The 18,665-nt window shown below is 53.5% G+C and carries 13 protein-coding genes; 3 read left to right on the top strand and 10 right to left on the bottom strand.

From position 1 onward, the window contains the following. Nucleotides 1-66: 66 nt before the first annotated feature. On the top strand, nucleotides 67-540 hold the full coding sequence (locus LOS79_RS30305; protein WP_315414621.1) for a DUF2798 domain-containing protein: 474 nt from the start codon (nucleotides 67-69) through the stop codon (nucleotides 538-540). A gap of 214 nt (nucleotides 541-754) precedes the next feature. Beyond that, complete coding sequence (locus tag LOS79_RS30300) at nucleotides 755-1,453, top strand: DUF6710 family protein (protein WP_315414620.1); 699 nt, start codon at nucleotides 755-757, stop codon at nucleotides 1,451-1,453. A 731-nt stretch (nucleotides 1,454-2,184) separates the two neighbouring features. On the opposite strand, the gene LOS79_RS30295 is transcribed toward LOS79_RS30300, so the two are convergent. From LOS79_RS30295 to LOS79_RS30280, 4 genes are read right to left on the bottom strand one after another with little or no spacing between them, the layout of a single operon-like run. Beyond that, a complete protein-coding gene (locus LOS79_RS30295) occupies nucleotides 2,185-3,153 on the bottom strand; it encodes a mannonate dehydratase (protein WP_315414619.1) in 969 nt (322 codons plus the stop codon). Nucleotides 3,154-3,160: 7 nt separating this feature from the next. Next, complete coding sequence (locus LOS79_RS30290; protein WP_315414616.1) at nucleotides 3,161-4,483, bottom strand: ABC transporter substrate-binding protein; 1,323 nt, start codon at nucleotides 4,481-4,483, stop codon at nucleotides 3,161-3,163. A 22-nt stretch (nucleotides 4,484-4,505) separates the two neighbouring features. Then, nucleotides 4,506-5,336 (bottom strand): carbohydrate ABC transporter permease, encoded by an 831-nt coding sequence (locus LOS79_RS30285; RefSeq protein ID WP_315414614.1) that lies wholly within the window; start codon nucleotides 5,334-5,336, stop codon nucleotides 4,506-4,508. Nucleotides 5,337-5,344: 8 nt separating this feature from the next. Next, nucleotides 5,345-6,244 carry a carbohydrate ABC transporter permease gene (locus tag LOS79_RS30280; protein ID WP_315414612.1) on the bottom strand — a complete coding sequence of 300 codons (900 nt, stop codon included), beginning with the start codon at nucleotides 6,242-6,244 and terminating at the stop codon, nucleotides 5,345-5,347. A gap of 301 nt (nucleotides 6,245-6,545) precedes the next feature. On the opposite strand from LOS79_RS30280, the gene LOS79_RS30275 reads away from it, so the two are divergent. Beyond that, nucleotides 6,546-7,445 carry an RraA family protein gene (locus LOS79_RS30275; RefSeq protein WP_315414610.1) on the top strand — a complete coding sequence of 300 codons (900 nt, stop codon included), beginning with the start codon at nucleotides 6,546-6,548 and terminating at the stop codon, nucleotides 7,443-7,445. A 42-nt stretch (nucleotides 7,446-7,487) separates the two neighbouring features. Here LOS79_RS30275 and LOS79_RS30270 read toward each other — a convergent pair whose 3' ends face one another. From LOS79_RS30270 to LOS79_RS30245, 6 genes are all read right to left on the bottom strand, one after another. Then, nucleotides 7,488-8,675 carry a helix-turn-helix domain-containing protein gene (locus LOS79_RS30270; RefSeq protein ID WP_315414609.1) on the bottom strand — a complete coding sequence of 396 codons (1,188 nt, stop codon included), beginning with the start codon at nucleotides 8,673-8,675 and terminating at the stop codon, nucleotides 7,488-7,490. A 90-nt stretch (nucleotides 8,676-8,765) separates the two neighbouring features. Continuing rightward, the gene (locus LOS79_RS30265; RefSeq protein ID WP_315414607.1) at nucleotides 8,766-9,410 is read right to left on the bottom strand and encodes a GntR family transcriptional regulator; all 645 of its coding nucleotides are present in this window, start codon (nucleotides 9,408-9,410) and stop codon (nucleotides 8,766-8,768) included. 1,104 nt (nucleotides 9,411-10,514) lie between these two features. After that, nucleotides 10,515-12,689, bottom strand: a complete 2,175-nt coding sequence (locus tag LOS79_RS30260) for an ADP-ribosylglycohydrolase family protein (protein WP_315414606.1) — start codon at nucleotides 12,687-12,689, stop codon at nucleotides 10,515-10,517. Between the two features lie 22 nt (nucleotides 12,690-12,711). After that, nucleotides 12,712-13,662 carry a sugar kinase gene (locus tag LOS79_RS30255; RefSeq protein WP_315414604.1) on the bottom strand — a complete coding sequence of 317 codons (951 nt, stop codon included), beginning with the start codon at nucleotides 13,660-13,662 and terminating at the stop codon, nucleotides 12,712-12,714. 52 nt (nucleotides 13,663-13,714) lie between these two features. Beyond that, nucleotides 13,715-17,284: an S-layer homology domain-containing protein gene (locus tag LOS79_RS30250; RefSeq protein ID WP_315414603.1), complete on the bottom strand. Its 3,570-nt coding sequence runs from the start codon at nucleotides 17,282-17,284 to the stop codon at nucleotides 13,715-13,717. 270 nt (nucleotides 17,285-17,554) lie between these two features. Further along, nucleotides 17,555-18,664, bottom strand: a complete 1,110-nt coding sequence (locus LOS79_RS30245; RefSeq protein ID WP_315414601.1) for a sialidase family protein — start codon at nucleotides 18,662-18,664, stop codon at nucleotides 17,555-17,557. Nucleotide 18,665 lies beyond the last annotated feature (1 nt).

The following is an 18,665-nucleotide window of genomic DNA, read 5'->3' as shown; positions in this document are numbered from 1 at the left end:
CAATAATTCCGCCCCCTGCTAATATGAGTGAAGTTTATAAAACTTAACTTTAAGGGAGTTTGAGAAATGGGCAGTAACAAAAAAGAAGCTTTAATCTTCACCAGCATTATGTGTTTTTTCATGGTCGTCTTTATGTCTTTCTATAATGTGATTATCTCTAGCGGGTTCAATAATAAGCTGGTCGTGCATGTGGCTGAGGGCTTGATTCCGGCGCTGATCGTCGCCTTATTCTGCGATATTGTTATCGTCAGTAAAATCGCCAAAGGCCTTGCCTTCAAGATTGTAAAGCCTGCCTCACCTGCCATCCAGAAAGTACTGACGATTTCTTGCTTCATGGTCTGCGGCATGGTCATTCTCATGTCTCTATATGGCACACTAGCACACTTCGGATTCGGGGACAACTTCTTCCGCAACTACTTCAGAGTTCTGGGGCTTAACTTCATTTGCGCCTTGCCGCTGCAGCTGCTGGTAGTCGGTCCGCTGACCCGCTTCCTGTTCACCCGGATGTTCCCGGTACGGACGGCTGCGCATAGCGCCTAAGCCTTGCTTGATAAAAGATGCCCTGGCACCCAGTACATTTCTGGCCGCCGGGGCATCTTTTTACGCGGCATTTCATATTCTCCGCTGCTCCGCACAGGGTTGATATTTCTGCCAGAACACACCATTCTTTACCTGCTTTATTCATCACAGACAGACTGTTTTCGGGCGTATTATGATAAGCAAAATATTATACGACTGAAGGAGCAGTTCCTGCATGAACACGAAGCAAGACTTTGATCATCTCATGGCCTTTGCCAAGGATTTAATCAATGAGAATCTCGGTTTCTATTACGATATTAATTACGGGTACTTCCAGCCCGAGACCCATCCCATTATCGACTTCATCCGGCTGATCGGCCGGCGGATCCAGAGCGAGCTGATGCTGGCACCTGTGCTGCACGGGGAGATCGACCAGCTTGAGCGGATCTTCTCGGATAATCTGTTCTTTGATGAATGGGCAGAGGTTACTCCGGGCGGGCAAAGCTTTCATTTTCTGATGAAACCCATAGATGATAACAGCAAAGCGATCCACCTGTCGCGTGATCTGGTCTTCCCTTCCCCCTGGATTCCCCGGAAATTACGGGACAGCCTGATCCGCATCGGCGAAGGTACACTTAACGGCGGCTGGAGACAGGACGCCGGCCACCAGGTCATTCTCTGGCTTCCGCTCGGGATCGCCTTCGTCGAAGGCTCCGGGCACCATTCGGTCACTGCCGGCATCGCCAAGGGGGAAGGCGATTTGTACCCGACCTCGGTGTTCGATATCAGCCCAATCTACGACCATGTCTACACGGACGGGAAATATTACTACCGCAGGCACGACCAGTCGGTCATCTCCGAGGTCATGTTCGCGGAATGCGCCGCTATCTTCGAGATCGGCCGGATGATGATAGAGCAGAAGATTACCTTCTGAGTGCGGGAAGGAGCTGCAGGTACTGCAGCACTTTGGCGGCAGGCTTGCGGCGGGCGGGTGTGTTGGCGGTAGGCGGCAGGGTTGGCGGCGGGGCGGGTGTGTTGGCCGGTAGGCGGCAGGCTTGCGGCGGGGCGGGTGTGTTGGCCGGTAGGCGGCAGGGTTTAAGTGGATAAATGACACTTATTGGGCTGGATTCTGCCGCCGGGATGGAATTAAGTGGATTTACAGCACTTAATCCTGCCCGAATCCCGCCGATTTAGCTTCCCGGGCCGATTTAAGTGTTGTTTTTCCAATTAATTCTCTGAATCCGGAGATTACTCTAGAATTAGTTGTCATTTTTCCACTTAATTTATCCTTTGCTACCAGCGGGCAGGCGGTGCGCGGACCTATGAACTGCTTAGCGGCGGCCGGATACACTATGCATCACACTGCATCCACTAAACACCACTTCCCATCACACCACTTCCCATCACACTACCTCCCTTCACATTACTTCCCTTCAAGCTCATCCACATCAAACCAAACAGAGCACATCTCCAGTATGGAGACATGCTCTATTTGTGGTTTGTCTTAAGCTGCTGCTCAAGCTCAAACATATACTACGATCATAGCTTTTCAGCCTAAAACTTACCGTTTATATCCTGCAGCTTACCGTTTACATCCGGCAACTTACCGTTTATACTCTAAAGCTACCGTCTACATCCGGCAATTTACCGTTTATATCCAGCAATTTACCGTTTATACCCGGCAGCTTCCATCAGCCCGATCAGATAGCCGTTGCCGAACAGGCGTCCAAGCACCTCGTATCCCGGATATTGATTGCTCTCGCCGGCCATCGTCGGCACATGGTCTGCCCGGACGGGTCCCTTGAAGCCGACCTCGTAGTAGGTTTTCATCGCTTCGAACATATCGGTTTTGCCGTCGTCGTGGAAGGTCTCCTGGAATTTCTCCGGCGTCCCCGCCACATCGCGGAAATGGACGAAGAAGATCTTCCCCTGCTCCCCGAACTGGCGGATCACCGCCGGAATATCATCCCCGCTGGTCGCCAGCGTCCCTTGGCACAGGGTAATTCCGCTGTACGGGCTCGGCACCAGGTCGATTGCCCGCTGAAGCGCCGCGCTGCTGGTCAGAATCCGGGAAATGCCGCGGATCGGCGAGATTGGCGGATCATCCGGATGCAGCGCCAGCTGCACCTGAGCCTCTTCCGCTACCGGCACTACCTGCTCCAGGAAATATTTCAGATTCTCCCACAGCCGCTCCTCACTGACCTGCCCCTGCTCAGTAAGCGGTGCCTCGAGCATACTTTCATGATCATAGCCGGAGACCAGCGCACCGCCGCGGGCCGGAAGACCGACTGAAGTGCGGAACCAATTGAATTCGGCCATGAAGTTGTAGCACAGCACCGGAATCTTCAGCTTGCCCATATTGCGGAGCAGCGTCTTGAAGTATTCGATTTCCTCATCCCGGCCGGGCAGGCCCAGCTTAATCAGATTGGAAGGCGGCATGTTCTCAATAACGGTTACCCGCAGCCCTTCCTCCGCATACATCTGCTGCAGCCGCACCATGTTGTCATATTCCCACGGATTGCCCTCTGTTAATGAAGTCAGCGGAATGACCGCATCCGTAATGCCCATCTGCTTGCACAGCGTCCAGAAATCGCATTTGTAATCATGATAAAAGTAAGCCTCAGCTACCTGCATCTTTACATCATCCTTGTGAAGAGATTTTGTCCTGCACTTCCTTGCCTTTGTTCATGATGATCTCGTAGGCTTCATCCAGTGTCTTCTTATTAAACATGACCTCAGTCATCGTGTCACTGTATGTTTTCACAAAATCCGCCCAGCCCGATGGGGCCGGGGAGAACGGCATCGCTTTCGGAGCAGCCATGTCATACATTTTCACGCCAAGCAGTTCACCCGGGGTCAGATTATCCTTAATCGATTCGAAAATAACCTTGCTGATCGGAATGCCGCGTGTAGTACCCAGCAGGGTGCCCGCTTCAGGATCGCTGATGAACCACTTCAGGAACTCCTTCGCCGCCGCTTTATTCTTTGAAGTCGAGCTAAGCGACAGATACATCGTGGACTGCGCCCAGCCGCCGCCGGAAGGTCCGGAAGGATTGTTCACAATCTCCAGCTTGCCGGGTACAGCGCTGTCCAGCGCTCCCACCGCACCGACCGGAACCCCGCGCGTCATCACACGACCGGAGATCAGCGGGTCAGAGGCAGGGTCATTCTCAATCATGGAGAACGTAGTCTGTGCATCCGGGATCACGCCTCTGGCCCGGAAATCAACATACAGCTCCTCGAATTTATACCACAGCTCCTTGTCGATATTTAAGGTTACCCCGTCGACGAATACCGGACCTTTGTCGTAAGCCATTTGATAGGCCTGATAAGTATCCCAGTAGTTGGTGTAATCCCCGATTCCGTATTTGCCGTCCGGCAGCTTCTCCGCCGCTTCTTCAGCGAAAGCGAAAAACTGGTCATACGTCCAGTCCTGTACCGGCAGGGTAACACCTGCAGCCTCCAGCTCAGGCTTGTTATAGACAAAGCCGTTGCCGTTATAACTGAGCGGTACACCGTAGAGCTTGCCGCCGATTTTGGAATTCTCCAGCACCCCGCTGTCGATCACATCGCTGAGATCCATGTCAGACAGGTCTTCCAGCACGCCTCTGGCTGCATATTCCTGAATGTAAGTGGCATCCATCTGCAGGATATCCGGCAGTGTCTTGGATGCGGCGAGTGTCGGCAGCTTCTTCCAGTACCCGTCCCAGTCTGTATATTGCGGGGTAAAGGTAATATTCGGATGTGCCTCGGTATATTTCTCTGTAGCTTTAACCGTGGCATCATGCCGTTCCTGCGAGCCCCACCACATGATGCTCAGATTTGCTTTTGCTGTAGCAGGGGTCTGATTATTGCTGCCGGAAGCAGCGGGCTCTTCTTTGTTTGCTCCGCCGCAGCCGGCCAGGCTGCTTCCCAGTACCATCATTGATGCTAAAATAATGACCGCTCTTTTTTGAATTTTCACATGGATCATCTCCTCGGTTAATTTAACCTTTGATGCCGGTCGTTGCGATTCCGTCCACGAAATACCGCTGTGCGAACAGGAAGATCAGCGCAGAAGGCATGATGGACAATAAAGACATCGCCAGCAGCTGCCCCCACTGGATATCGAACTGGTCGATGAACATCCGCAGTGCAAGGCCTACCGTGTATTTATCAATCGTATTGAGATACAGCACTTGGGCCAGGAAGTCATCCCAGCTCCAGATGAAGGTGAAGATGGCCACGTTCATTAAGGCAGGAACGATCAGCGGCAGAATGATCCGGTAATAAATGCCGAAGACCGACGTCCCGTCAATCGTAGCGGCTTCATCCAGCTCCTTCGGAATCCCCCGGATGAACTGCACGACCAGGAAGATGAAGAAGGCGCCTCCCCCCAGAATATGAGGCATAATCAGCGGAATGTAACTGTTTACAAAACCAAAGTTGTTAAACAGAATGTACTGCGGAATAATTGTCACCTGCGCCGGTAGCATCATCGTCATCAGCAGCACCGCAAACCAGAATTTGCTGAGGGCAAACTTGATTCTTGCGAAGCCGAAGGCGACCAGTGAGCTGCTGATTACAGCGCCGAGAACGTTCCAGAACTCCATTACCAGTGAATTTTTGAAAAAGGTTGCAAAGCTGTAGTTGGCCGAGTAATTCCAGCCGTCAATATAATTGTCCCAGATCAGCTGCTTCGGCCAGATGGTGGGCAGCCCCATTTCACCCGGTGATTTCAGCGACGCCCCGACCCACCAGAAGACGGGATACAGCATCAGTATGGAGGCTGCAATCATAAAGACATGAATCCATACGTTATTAAGTTTCATCCGCATCTCCATCCTCATCTCCCCTCCGTTTCATAGAACACCCAATACTTGGATGCCGTGAAATTGATGGCGGTGAAGATTCCGATGATCAGCAGCAGAATCCAGGCCAGCGCCGAAGCATAGCCCATCTCGAATTGGCTGAAGGCCTTCTCGTAGAGGAACAGCGCATACGTGTAAGTGGCATTAGCCGGTCCGCCCTTAGTCACAATGAATGCCGAGGTGAACATCTGGAATGATCCGATAATCGCTTGAATCAGGTTAAAGAACAGCACAGGTGACAGCATCGGCAGCGTAATACTGAAGAATCTGCGGAACACTCCGGCCCCGTCTACACCTGCTGATTCATACAGCTCCTTCGGGATCTGCTTGAGTCCGGCCAGGAATATAACCATCGTGGAGCCAAACTGCCAGACATTCAGCAGGATCAGCGTCCCGAGCGCCGTCTCCGGATTGGAGATCCAGCCCATGCCCTGGATGCCGACCATTGCCAGAATCTGATTGATGTAACCGTCCATGCCGAACATATTCCGCCACAGCACCGACACCGCAATGCTTCCGCCGATCAGCGAAGGGAAATAGAAGGCGGTCCGGTACAGATTAATGCCGCGGATGCTGCGGTTGAGCAGGATCGCGACCATCAAGGAGAACGCCAGCTTCAGCGGTACGGAAATGAACACGAACAGGAAGGTGACCCTCAAAGACTTATAGAACAGCTGGTCATGAAAGATCTCCTGGAAGTTTCTCAGCCCGATCCATTTAGGAGCCTCCAATAAGGAGTATTCCGTAAAAGACAGGTAAAGCGATTGTACAATCGGCCATAACGCCAGCAGCAGAAACCCGGTCAGCCATGGGGAAATAAACAGATAACCGGCGATGTGGCGGGAGACTGATTTTCTATGAGAGAGATTCCTCATTTCAAGAACAACACCCCGATTCAAGTAATATGTCGAGTACTCCCCACTAATATAGCACCGGCAAAAGTAGCTTAATAGCAGACAGACTTATGATGGCGTACGATGATTTTACGACTTGAAACATCCATTTTTAACTTTTAATCCCATATCATTGACGGGCTGTTCTACATCCCGGATTCAGGGGGGACAAATCTACAATCGGCTCCAAAACAGTATTGATTTCGCTGATAGACCGGAATTTATAGCGTGGGTATGATGAAAGGGAATCAGAGAATACAGGCTCAGGAGAGGATGGATATTCATGTTTGACCGCAAGGAAGATATTATGAAATGGACAGAAAAATGGGACGGGGAACGGTTTGAGAACGGCCGGCCGAAGGTTTCCGATGATATTCTGGAACGTATGAGAAGAATTACACTTGAAGAGGCGTGGATGCCGCTTTGGAATAATGGATACCGCTTTCAGTTCGAAGGGGGCTTCAAAAGCGTACAGCCGGATCAGATCATGATCGGCCGTGCAGTCACTGCAGTGATGGTGCCGTCGCGTCCGGATCTGCATGAGACCCTTGTTGCTGTCGGTGCGGAAGAGGGCCGTAAAGGCTTTTACAACCAGTGGGTCATTGATGTGCTCGGGGAAAATGATGTCGTGGTCGCCGATATGTTCGATAAGGTACACTTAGGGACTTATGTCGGCGGGAACCTGTCAACTGCGATTGCTACCCGTACCAAAAGAGGCGGCGCTGTCGTCTGGGGCGGCATCCGCGACAATGAACAGGTCAGCAAAATTAAAGAAATCAATGTCTATTACCGGGGCTCCGATCCTACAGCTATTGCTGATGTAGTGATGACCGGCATGAATGTGCCCTGCCGCATCGGTAATGCGATCTGCCTGCCGGGAGATATTGTCTTCGGGACACCGTATGGCGTGATCTTCATTCCGCCGCATCTGGCTGAGCAGACGGTCGTTGAAGCGGAGAAATCGCAGATCCGGGATGTCTTCGGCTTCGTCCGGCTGCGGTCCGGCACTTATACTACCGCGCAGATCGATTCACCGTGGACTACAGAGCTGTGGAGTGATTTCGAGGACTGGTTCCGGAGCAGTGAGGATGCGAAGGAGTTCCAGCACTTGAGCTGGGAGCAGGAAATCGAAGAAGCACGTAATCGTCCAGCCGGTTCCGGCCTGCCGCAGGTCCGGGAATAACTACAGCCGCCCGGGGGCTTCGGGGTAGGGGCAAGCAAGCCTCTATCCCAGGCGCCGGTGCTGCAGGCCGCCTTTGTGCTCACGGTATTCACTTGGCGTCAGACCCACCTTTTGCTTGAACAGCTTGCTGAAATAGCGCGGGTCCTGATAGCCGATATATTTGGAGATTTCCATATTTTTCAGGCTGGTTTCGGTAATCTGCCGTTTAGCCTCTTCGATCCGCAGGTCGGTTAAGGTCTCGATGAAGGTTTTGCCGGTGCGGATTTTGAACAGCATACTCAAATAATTCGGTGTCACGAACACCTCGGCGGCGATGCTCTGCAGAGTGACGTTTGCGACATTCTTTTTCATATATGTAATGGATTGCTCCACGATGTTGTTGTGATCCTCCAGCTGAATCCGCTCCTGGTAAGCCTGATGAATCTCCAGCAAGATGCCGCACACTCTCTCTTCCAGCTCAGACAACATACCGATATTGGTAATCTCCACGAGCGACAGATTGAATAGTGCCGGCAGATCATTATCCCCGCGCACCGCCTGTTCCACCGAGACGAGCAGCCGGATCGTTACCGAATACACCGCCTCCACCTCCACCGGCCCTTTATCATAGAGCGAGTTGTAAAAGGAATGAATGATCCCCTGCAGGGCGCCGCTATCCCCATTGCCTGTAACCTCTTCCGCCACCAGCTTCTCATAAGCATACGGATAATCCACACATTTGTTGTACTGTGTATCCGTTTGGTACTCATAGATCCCCCGGCCTTTGCGAAACTTTTCACTTAACGTCAGCAGCGCCTGATTATACGATTCCCGGATATCCAGAAGGCTTGCACACGGCTGGCCGGTACCGATGCTGACCGGAACACCGAATTTGACGGTTGCGCTTTCATAAATACCATGCCAGATCTGCCGCTCCCCCCAGGGGAAGAGACAGACAATCAGGCCTTCCTCTGTTCTCAGAAAAACATATCTGCCCTCATACTCCTTCTCCAGATATTCATATAAAAGCTCCCTGGCCGTTTCAGTCTCAGCGGAGCGGAGGGAAGAGTATCCGGCGTCAATGACGGCTATCGCTGCATGCACCCGGCAGCCGGGCGGGATGGACAACATCTCCTTGCCCGTCATGTGGAATTCCTTGCGCGCAGATTTCCTCAGCAGATCTCCGAGGAACCTTTGACCAATCATTCTATGAATTGCCACGCTGAATTCATTCAGCAGCTCGATATGCATACATGTACTCCTCCAATTCCATGATGTTATTGCTCCAGGCGGGCCGGGCCCGCTGCTGCAGCTGTAAATCCCCCCGCTGGAGCGCGGTTGTCACACCGAGAAAAGCTTGTAGCCCTTCATGTGCTGCTTGAACCGCTTCTCGGCCGTCTTCAGATCGCCCGACTTGATAATTTCCAGCAGCGCCAGATGCTCCTCCACCAGCTGGTCGGTAGTATGCACACGCACTGAAATGGACATGAAATGCATCATCTTCATCTTCATCCGGTTCCAGATATCAAGCGCCATCTGATTATCGCAGCGCTCATACAGATACCCGTGGAACTCCAGATCACACTGCAGTATCTGCAGCATATCCTGCTTAGCTACCGCTTCCTCCATCTGGCGGACGGTCTGCTCCATGTGCCGGAAATCGGCCTCATTCAGCTGGGGCAGAGCCTTGCGGACCGCATAAATCTCCACGACCTCACGCAGCTCGAAGATATCGCGGATCTCCTTCGCGGAGATATTGGACACTACCGAGCCTTTGTTAGGCGCACCAATAATCAGCTCATCAAACTTCAGCCGTTCCAGCGCTTCCCTCACCGGGGCCTGGCTCACCTTGAAGCGGTCTGCCAGCTCCAGCACCAGCAGGCGGTCACCGGGAGTGTATACTCCGGACAAAATATCATTCTTAATCTGCTCATATATCTGCTGACTAATCGATAAACTAATCAGCGGACCGTTCATTTCACTCATGCTCCAACCTCCACATTATCGATAAACGATAATGATATTCTAGCAGATGAAAACGCTTAGATCAATCCTTCTGCCAAAAAAATCAATCTTCCCTTTTACAAATTAATGTAAGCAGAAGGAGAGCTGGCAGAGGGGATTGCCGGGCTGAATTAGGGGCACTTGCTTGTGGCCTTCATATAGTTACTCCGCCTGGTTCTGGCGGATTTAAGGGCACTTGTGCCCCTAATTTGCCCAGTCCGCCTAGTTTCGGCGGATTTAGGGGTACTTGTGCCCTTATTTTGCCCAGTCCGCCTGGTTTCGGCGGATTTAAGGGCACTTGTGCCCTTATTTTGCCCAGTCCGCCTAGTTTCGGCGGATTTAAGGGCACTTGTGCTCTTAATTTGCCCAGTCCGCCTGATTTCGGCGGATTTAAGGGCACTTGTGCCCCTATTTTGCTCTGCCCGCCTGGTTCTGGCGGAATTAAGGGCACTTGTGCCCTTAATTTTCGGCGGATTAGTGGGATTTTTCACTCTACTTCTCCCACTTAGTCCACTTTTGACTAGTTTAGTGGGATTTTTCACTCTACTTCTCCCACTTAGTCCACTTTTGACTAGTTTAGAGGGATTTTTCACTCTAATTCCTCCACGTAGCCCACTTTTGGCTGGATTAGTGGGATTTTTCACTTTATCCTCTCCCAGTAGAGTTTTTAGTAACAAGCACAAAAACTGTCCCCAGCAAAGTTTCTCTGCAAGAGGACAGTTTTTTTATACTTACCTTAATCTAAGTTACTTACTTCATTACTCTTACTCTATCCTCACTCCTTCTCTCCTTCTAACTCTCCCGTTTGCTTCATTCCACTTACTTCACTCCATTAACTTTATAGAACCCAACTTATTCTACCTATTCTATATTTACTCTAACCTCACTCTTTCTCTCGCTCTAACTCTCCCTTTTACTTCATTCCCCTTACTTCACTCCATTAACTTTATAGAACCCAACTCATTCTACCTACCTTATACTTTCTCTATCCTCACTCCTTCTCTCCTTCTAACTCTACCTTTTACTTCATTCCATTTACTTCCTTCCACTTACTTCGCTTTCTTCATTCAGCCCGCTATAATCCTGTTACTTAAGCCGGCCTCCCTCAGGCAGATCAAGCCGCAGATCAGTCAGACTGTAGCAGAAGCCGGGCTGCTCGGTGACAGCGGGAGCTACCGTCAGTACGTGCAGCTCGAGCGGGTCCTGCCCGCGAAGGGCTTCTACCTCCAGTTGGTGCACCCCGGCGGACAAATGCAGCTCGATACGCTGCCCGTCTGCTCCCCGGTGATACGCCGGAAGTGCATCCTCGGCTCCGGGTGAATCCAATATCATTTTGCCGTTCAGCTTCAGCCGGACCGCTCCCGGAGCTGATACAGCCAGACAAACCTCGCGTTCCAGCGGATTATGCAGTGCCGTCCGCCCGGTGTACCACCCAGCGGTATGCAGCCCGGCAGCTTCGTCAAGCGGCACACGGTTCCCGGATATCCAGACCGGCTTCTCAGCCTTGCCGCCCGGACCAGAAACCAGCCAGCCATTAGCGCGGACCAGCGTGAAGGGCACCCGGAGAACCGCCCACTCCGCACCGTTATGCAGCCGGGTCAGCTGCAGCTGCAGGGGATAGGCGGATTCCTCCAGCTCCTCCGCCGCTGTAATCAGCGTATCCCAGCTGTAGCTCTCCCCGGCTGCCAGACTTAGAGTTACCTGTGCTTGACCCGCCTGCTTTCCCTCAGTTCCCTGCTCCATTACCGGGACTTGACCCACTGCCAGACTTCTCCCGGCACCCTGAGCTTGCTCAGTCCGGTTTCCTCCAGCTTCCTGCTCCACTACCCTATCTTGAGCCGCCTCCTGGCTTCGCTCGGTTCCCCAGCCTTGACCGGCCTTCTCACTTCGCCCAGTCCTCTCTCCTTCCCCCGACTCCTGAGTCCGCTCAGTCACCCAGCCCTGCCCTACCTCTTGACTTCGCCCAGTCATCCATCCCTGCTCCGCCTCTTGCCAGCCCTCCGGCAGCACAAGTCCAGTACGGAAGGACAGCAGCATGTTAGTCAGGTTCGTCAGCCTGAACGCCAGCGCCTTGGAGCCTCCGGCACCTATGCCCGGATCATTGCCCTCATATCGGATTTCCAGCTTCAGCAGCGCATGCTCCTGCGACCCTTCGGGCAGATAGCGGATATCCACGCCCGGATCGCGTGTCCATAACTCCTTGAAAGACCCGTCAGCCACATCCGGCGCGGTCAGCCGGGTCGGCAGATCCGGCAGCACCACAATCCGGGAACCGGCGTGGGCCAGCACACGCTTGCCCATCGCTATGGTCCGCTCTGTCAGCTCCTCCAGCGTGGCCGGATGCGGAAATCCGTTAATCGGCGGGCTGACCACCACCCGGTTGCCGACCGGATCAACCCATTTGGCCGGCAGTCCCTCCGGCCCGAGGATCATTCCGAGGATCGCGGCCAGCGTAGCAGCTGTACAGTCCGTATCGTAGCCGCAATTGACCGCCTTCAGAATGGCGTCTTCGAAGTCTTCGCCATACAGCCAGCCGAGCAGGGTGAAGGCGATATTTTGCGGAGCGTCCGTAAAGTTGCTGTGCCCGTGATGCTGAAGAATCAGCTCCCGCGCGCTCAGCCAGTCTTGCCCCTCGCTATGCCAACGCAGCAAATCCCTGACGGCAAGTGCCGTGCGGCAATCTGCCGGGATGAATCCGAGGCCGATTTCAATTAAGGTATCACGGTCCTGCTCATAGAAGACCGCACTCTCCAGCGCCGCAAAGAACATTTCCCCGTACACACCTTCGCCGCCCGCATGGTCCGTGATCGCATCCTCATAGGCATACCTTGCAGCTACCTCCGGCATTCCCGGAGCGACCATCGCCCAGATCTCCGAGCGGATGGGCGAGCCCATACAATTGTTGAAGGGATTATTGAACAAACCGGCCAGCGGAGGCTTCAGCCCCCGCCGCAGATTAGTTAAGGCATATCCGTATTCATCGAACGGGAAAAAAATATGATCCACCCATTCCTGTCCCAGCTGCTGTGCCGTTATTCCCGGCCCGTATTGCTCCAGCGCATGCAGCCAGACCAGCTGGAGATCCAGATCATCATTCTCCAGCGGCCCGTCCGGCAGCTCCGGATAGAAATCCAGCTGCAGCAGCTCTTTAACTCCTTCTACGGGAGCACCGAGGGTTCCGCCGATGTTTTTGCCTAGCCAGCCGCCATATACGATCCGGTAATAATCCTGCTCATTAAGAATTTCTGTCGCTTTACCCATGTCTCCACTCCCTGTTACAGATTTAACGCTGTACATCCTCCGCTGCCGCTGACAACAGTGACGCCAGTGCCCGGCGATCGGGCAATCCCTCGATATCTCCGCTGACCATCGTTACTGCCGCTCCCACCGCACAGCCCCGTGCGACCGATTGCTCCAGCGGCAGGCCATCCAGCTGCCCGGACAGCACCCCGGCGGCGAAACCGTCACCCGCTCCCACCGGATCAACTACTCTGGCTACCTTGAAGCTGCTGACATAACGTGCCTCGAGCGTATTGGAATAATAGGCGCCAAGCTCGCCGCGCTTAATAATTGCGGTGCCGCAGCCCTCCCTGTGCAAATGCCCGGCCAGTTCGGTGCAATCCTTGGTCCCATACAGGAATTCACCCTCCGAAATGCCGGCCAGCACGATATCCGACTTCCTGACCAGCTCCTTCAGCACAGACCGTGCCTCCTCCTCTCCCCACAGCTTACGGCGGAGGTTCGGATCAAACACCACTGTCACTTTATGCCTGCGGGCCACCTCAACGGCATGGAAGACGCTCTCCCGGCAGGAGGGACTCAGCGCCGGCGTAATCCCGGTCAGGTACAAATATTTCGCAGCAGCGATATAAGCTTCATCAATATCCCCCGGCTGCAGGCGGCTGGCGGCGGAATGCGAGCGGTAATAGTACATCCGCACCTCCCGTTCATTCAGCCGTTCCTTGAACAGCAGGCCTGTCGGGGCTTCTCCGTCAATAATGACCTGACCTGTATCTACACCTTCCCCCCGCACGGCTGCGCGGACGAGGGCGCCGAATTCATCATTGCCGAGCCGGCTGATCCAGCCCGCCTGATGGCCGAGCTTCGCCAGCCCAATCAGGGTATTGGTCTCGGCACCGGCGATTTGCGAGGAGAAGCTCCGGCTGTAGCGCATCTGCCCCCGCTTCTCCGGCGTGAACAAAACCATTGTTTCTCCTAGGCTCACCACATCCATAACCTATGCTCCAATCTGAATATAGACTGATTTAACATTACTTTCCGGTCGATCATTGCAGCTCAAGCAGCGCATACACAATCCGCGCTGCTTCCGCCCGGGTAGCATAGCCCGAAGGAGAAGGCGTGCCGCCGAAGCCCGGGTTCACGACCAGCTGAGGATCTTTGCCCAGCACCACAGCCGCATTCTGCGTCATGGCAATGATCTCTTGCACCGTCAGGTGCTGATTCGGGTTGATGTTACCGGAACTGTCCGCTGCTGCAATCCCTTTCCACACTGCCGCTGCAAGGGCCGGATACACAACCGAGCTACCCGCAACATCACTGAACACCGCCGGTGTATCCGAATAGTCATTCGGCATCTGCAGTGCTTTGACCAGCATCACTGCCATATCCGCTTTGGTTATAAGGGCTTCAGGCAGATACTCCGTCCCTGTTCCACCCGATACAACACCCTTGGTACCTAAAGCTTCTATATAGGTCCGGGCCCAGTGAGCTGCACCTACATCGGAATAGCTGGCTGCATGCAGCTTCACAACGGTCATCGAATACGGCTGCAAAGTAGCCGTTGCCGCAAATTCTCCGCCCGGGGTTACCGGCAGCGGATTGTTCTTCGGCTCCTGTCTCCAGATGGTATAATCGTTGACCAGATAATCCGGCACCGGATCACCGCCGTAAGTCCAGACTGGCATTAGCTCCTGGCCCGGCAGCGACACTTCAATCTCCTTATCCGTCCGGTTGCTGAATACGACGGTCGTCATTTCGTCTTCATTCCCGAGTCCCCAGGCGCCGACATCATTAAGCTTCAGATCCTTGCCGTAGACATAATTGGCAGGTACAGCATTGTTAAGCATCCGGTAATCACCGCTCGTCATGGCCAGATCATAATAATAGTCATTATCCTTCAGCAGACTGCCGATCTCCCGGAAGGTATAATACGGCGGCAGCACGACCATGCCGGTCTTATTGCTGCTGTCAAAGCTGTCCTGCACGATGCCGAAGAACTGGTTGTCGATCAGGCAGTGATATGCAGTAACCTGCACCTTGCCGGTCTTCATGAAGTTCATGAACCGTTCCATGTAGTGGAGGGAGTAGGCCGGGGTTTTGCCCAGGTGAATCCGGCCCTTCTCCGCAAGATTCGTCTCCCCGCCGAAGATCAGCCCGCTGATGCCGCCATACTCCGTGATCCAGATCTCCTTGCCCGGGAATTCTAACGCCTGCTCTTTAATCAGCTGGTAGCGGTTTTCGTTGTTTATATACAGGAAGTCCATGAAATCGGACTGGGTCATATCATCAATGCTGTGTATCCCCGTATACTCATGCGGAATTACAGCATCATAGATATCCGGATTGGCGGCAATCGTCCGGTTCCACTCCTCCCAGCGCACATAACGGTTGCCGGCTGTGTCCTCCAGATCGAGCGGATCGTTCGGCTTATGCGAATCGGGGTCTTTTACAATAATCGTCTCCTGCCATTTATCCAGAATTACGATTCCCACCTGTATAGCCGGGTCAATCTCTTTGATCGCATGATACACATCGCGCGCCTTATAGACGTAATCGGTAACGGACGGGAACTGGCCGCCGTATTTGTTCAGATAGAATTCATTGCCCATCTCGATGCGCACTGGCTGATCGGACAGGCTGACTATCTCCTCTACCTCGGCAGTAATCTCTTCCACGCTCTGAAAAGCCACATTCAGCACAAACGTGCTCGGCAGCTCCAGCTCATTCGGTGCCCGGTAAATATCCTCCAGAAAAATCCCGTTCAGCCCGTTGTTAATCCCGTTCACCGAAGTATATTCGAAGCCAGTGGTAATCCCGCTGAACCGCGGATCATTGGCATTAATCAGAGAGCCGTCGTTATACAGATAATAGTTAGCCGAAGTTCCGTCCGGGACGCGCAGCAGATCGACTCCGATATCCTGCATCAGCCTGATGTCACGCTTACTGTACCAGTTGTCGGTCCGCCCCAGATCATTCAGCTTCTGGTAATTGATCCCGTACAGATCAGAAGGGATTAACTGCTTCTCCCCGTAGACGGCAAAAGCAGCACTCCCGCTCCCCGCAGCCGTCGCCGGAGTAACCGTGACCGTGCTGGTCACCGTAATCTGGTTGTCCGCCGTAACTGCCTGAATCACTGCCGTTCCGGGGCTGAGCGCCGTTACCGCTCTTGCTTTGGACGCAGTGCCGGTCAGCTTCACCACCTGCTCATTGCTGCTGGTCCAGATCACACTGTCATCATCAAGCTCTACCGCCGCGGGCTCATAGATGATCCGCAGATTCTCCGTCTCCCCGGCTTTGAGGTTCATCGCTGTCTTGTAGAATTGCATGCTTGTCAGGACTGGTCCGGTATACGGATTATCAGCCGCAAGAGCATACACCCGCACATCATCCAGGCTCGGCTTCAGCAAATGATGCCCGAAGGTAACCGTCCGCTTAACCGCATCATACAGCCCCGTGTACCGGCCCAGTGTCTGATACTGGGATTCTCCCGCCGCCTTCACCTGCACAATGACCGAATTGCCGTCCACCAGCACCCGGAAATCATAGGCCGCACCCGGAGTTATGATATAATCGGCTACCTTTGTCTCCCCGGTAACTCCTGATTTGTAGAAAGAGATCTTATTCTGCTTAATGAGCAGGGAATCATAGTTCCCGCTGTTCACATCTCCGAGATCCACTCTGGCAAAAGCTCCCGCCGCCGACAGATCAGGTACGGTCAGGTTGAATGTAAGCAGGAACTTCTTCCAGGACTTGCCCTTGATTCTCGCCTTGGAGGTAGAGTTCACATCCTTAGCCACAAATCTGCCGCCCAGATACTGATAATTCATATAATTGCCGGCTGGCGTATCCCACTTGGCCGTAGGCGTCTGAAACAGATCCTCGAACACTACCGGCCAATTTGAAGTTATCTGGTCGATGTCAGGAACTGGCGGCTCCTGGCCTTCCTGTGAATAGACACGGACATCATCCAGGCTCGGCTTAGCCAGATTATGCCCGAAGGTTACCGTCCGGGCAGCCGCTGTATACAGATTCGTGTATTCGCCCAGCGTCTGGTACACCGTCTCCGTCACGGATTTCATCTGCACGACCACTGTATTTCCCTCAACCAGCATCCGCACATCATAGCCCGTCCCGGAAGTCACGGGATAGGCTGTAGACAGCGTAGTTTCTCCCGTTACGCCTGATTTGAAGAACGAGACTTTGTTCTGCTTGATCAGCAGGGAGTCATAGTTCGCGCTGCCGGCATCGCCCAGATCCACCCTGGCAAAAGCGCCCGCCGCCGAAAGATCGGGAATCACCAGATTGAAGCTCAGCATGAACTGCGACCAGGATTTCCCTTTTATTCTGGCTTTGGAGCTGGAATAGTTATCCTTGGCGGCGAACCTTCCGCCGGTAATCTCGTAGTTCATATAGTTGCCGGCCGGGGCATCCCAATTCGCTGCCGGCGAACTGAAGGTATCTTCAAAAGCGACCGGCCAGGCAGCAGCAATCTGCTCCAGATCGGGACTCTCCGTCTCTTCAGCCAGCGCCTTCGCCGTACCGTAGGTCAAATTCAGACTGCTGATAAGCAAAGTGATAACCAGAATGAATGATAATGCCTGCATATATCTCTTCATTGATTAACCTCCTCAAATCTATTTACATAGCCTAAATGCTGCAGAAAATACAACTTAAATGCTGCCATTCTCGCAAAATCGCTGGATTGTTGCATGAAATACAACAATAGCTCCCTTAACCTGTTTGATAGCGGCAGAATGCTGCATTTCTTACAACAATTCTCGATTAGCAGCGAAATCGTGGGAGGAATGTTGTATTTCATGCAGGATTTCGAATTGCGATCCTGATCGGGTGTTCCCTAACTCAAATTTGAACTCCATTCTTCCAAATTAAGAGTCAGCTGTCCCCTCTTCGATAAGCACCTTCAGCCGGGCGCGGCCTGAAACCGCTTGACCCGCTAATACGTCGGCCTCCTCAAATACCGCAAGCAGAATTTCCTTGTCTTTGTACCGCTCCCGGTCATAAATGATGTAGATCAGGCCATCTGCCGCCTGCACACCGTCCGGATAAGAGACATTCTCCCGCTCATCGAGCAGCAGGAAGCCTTCCCAGGTCTTGCCGTCATCCCGTGACAGCATGGCGCTGAGATTATTCCGGCCCTCGGAGTTATGATGGTTGACCAGCAGCAGATTGCCCGAGTGCAGGCGGCGGATGAAGAAGCGCGAGCAGGGGCCTTCCAGCACATCCGCCTGCGGCTCAGACCAGGTAACACCTTGATCTGCGGAAAAGCTCTCCCCAATGCCGCCGTAAGTGCGCACCAGCATCCAAAGGCCGCCGTTCTTCAGCTCAGTCAGCATATGCTCGTCATAACTCCGCTGCGGCATATCCACATAACCGATCCTGTGGAAGGTTTCCCCCTGGTCCTTAGAGGAGAGGACATTCGCATACATCTCAGCCGGAAGATGATTATGCTCTGATGAAATCTGCTCTCCGGTCTCTTTATCCCGGAAGCCCCATACTGCATAGGGCAGCAGCCATTCGCCAGTAGAGAGTACGGTAGGCTTATTCATCATCACTCCGTCTGCTATCCGCCGCGGCTCGCTCCATTCCGGAGCCGCTTCATCCGCATTCCCGCTGACCATCGCCCAGACACCGGCACGTCCGTCGTAGAACTCGTAGCTCTGTGCCCAGAACAGCCAAAGCCTGCCTGCCGGGTCCATCCACAGGCAGGGATCGAAGGCGCGTACCGGGCCGGGCGGGTCCACAGCCAGCACCGGATGGGACCAGGTCACCCCGTCATCCCCGCTGGTGATCAGGACGACATAGTTATCCGGCCCTTCCGTATCGCCGCCGCTGTACAGCGCGGCCCACAGCCTCCCTCCCGGAGTACGCTCAATAGCAGGAATTCCCTGCCACTGGCGGTTCTCCTTACGGTATTTCTCTCCGGGAGAGGTAACGATCTCCGGCGGTGCCAGTGATAAATCCTTGTCTGCATCCATG

The organism is Paenibacillus sp. MMS20-IR301 (assembly GCF_032302195.1).
Lineage (GTDB): Bacteria > Bacillota > Bacilli > Paenibacillales > Paenibacillaceae > Paenibacillus_AQ.
Note: the sequence above shows the minus strand (reverse complement) of the source record. Positions and strands in the feature narration are given on the sequence as shown.